Below are 1,225 nucleotides of genomic sequence, written 5' to 3' on the forward strand. Positions count from 1 at the left end.
CATGAGCTGGGGGTGGCCGCAGAGACCAGCGAGAAGCGACTGTTTACTAAAAACACAGGTCCGTGCGAAGCCGTAAGGCGATGTATACGGACTGACGCCTGCCCGGTGCTGGAACGTTAAGGGGACCGGTTAGTGCACTTTCGGGTGTGCGAAGCTGAGAACTTAAGCGCCAGTAAACGGCGGTGGTAACTATAACCATCCTAAGGTAGCGAAATTCCTTGTCGGGTAAGTTCCGACCTGCACGAATGGCGTAACGACTTCTCGACTGTCTCAACCATAGGCCCGGTGAAATTGCACTACGAGTAAAGATGCTCGTTTCGCGCAGAAGGACGGAAAGACCCCGGGACCTTTACTACAGTTTGATATTGGTGTTCGGTTCGGCTTGTGTAGGATAGGTGGGAGACTTTGAAGCTGTGACGCCAGTCATGGTGGAGTCGCCGTTGAAATACCACTCTGGTCGTGCTGGATGTCTAACCTAGGTCCGTGATCCGGATCAGGGACAGTGTCTGATGGGTAGTTTAACTGGGGCGGTTGCCTCCTAAAGAGTAACGGAGGCGCCCAAAGGTTCCCTCAGCCTGGTTGGCAATCAGGTGTTGAGTGTAAGTGCACAAGGGAGCTTGACTGTGAGACCGACGGGTCGAGCAGGGACGAAAGTCGGGACTAGTGATCCGGCAGTGGCTTGTGGAAGCGCTGTCGCTCAACGGATAAAAGGTACCCCGGGGATAACAGGCTGATCTTCCCCAAGAGTCCATATCGACGGGATGGTTTGGCACCTCGATGTCGGCTCGTCGCATCCTGGGGCTGGAGTCGGTCCCAAGGGTTGGGCTGTTCGCCCATTAAAGCGGTACGCGAGCTGGGTTTAGAACGTCGTGAGACAGTTCGGTCCCTATCCTCTGTGCGCGTAGGAATATTGAGAAGGGCTGTCCCTAGTACGAGAGGACCGGGACGGACGAACCTCTGGTGTGCCAGTTGTCCTGCCAAGGGCATGGCTGGTTGGCTACGTTCGGAAAGGATAACCGCTGAAAGCATCTAAGCGGGAAGCCTGCTTCGAGATGAGTATTCCCACCCCCTTTGAGGGGTTAAGGCTCCCAGTAGACGACTGGGTTGATAGGCCAGATGTGGAAGCCCGGTAACGGGTGGAGCTGACTGGTACTAATAGGCCGAGGGCTTGTCCTCAGTTGCTCGCGTCCACTGTGTTAGTTCTGAAATAACGAACAGTCCTGTG

General features: G+C 55.3%; 1 rRNA gene (cut by a window edge). It reads left to right on the forward strand.

What is annotated here, in order from left to right:
* A 23S ribosomal RNA gene (locus ACH4SP_RS42470) occupies nucleotides 1–1,176 on the forward strand; it begins 2,028 nt to the left of the window's first position.
* Nucleotides 1,177–1,225 lie beyond the last annotated feature (49 nt).

The sequence above is a fragment of the Streptomyces sp. NPDC021093 genome, from assembly GCF_044333135.1.
Taxonomy (GTDB): domain Bacteria; phylum Actinomycetota; class Actinomycetes; order Streptomycetales; family Streptomycetaceae; genus Streptomyces.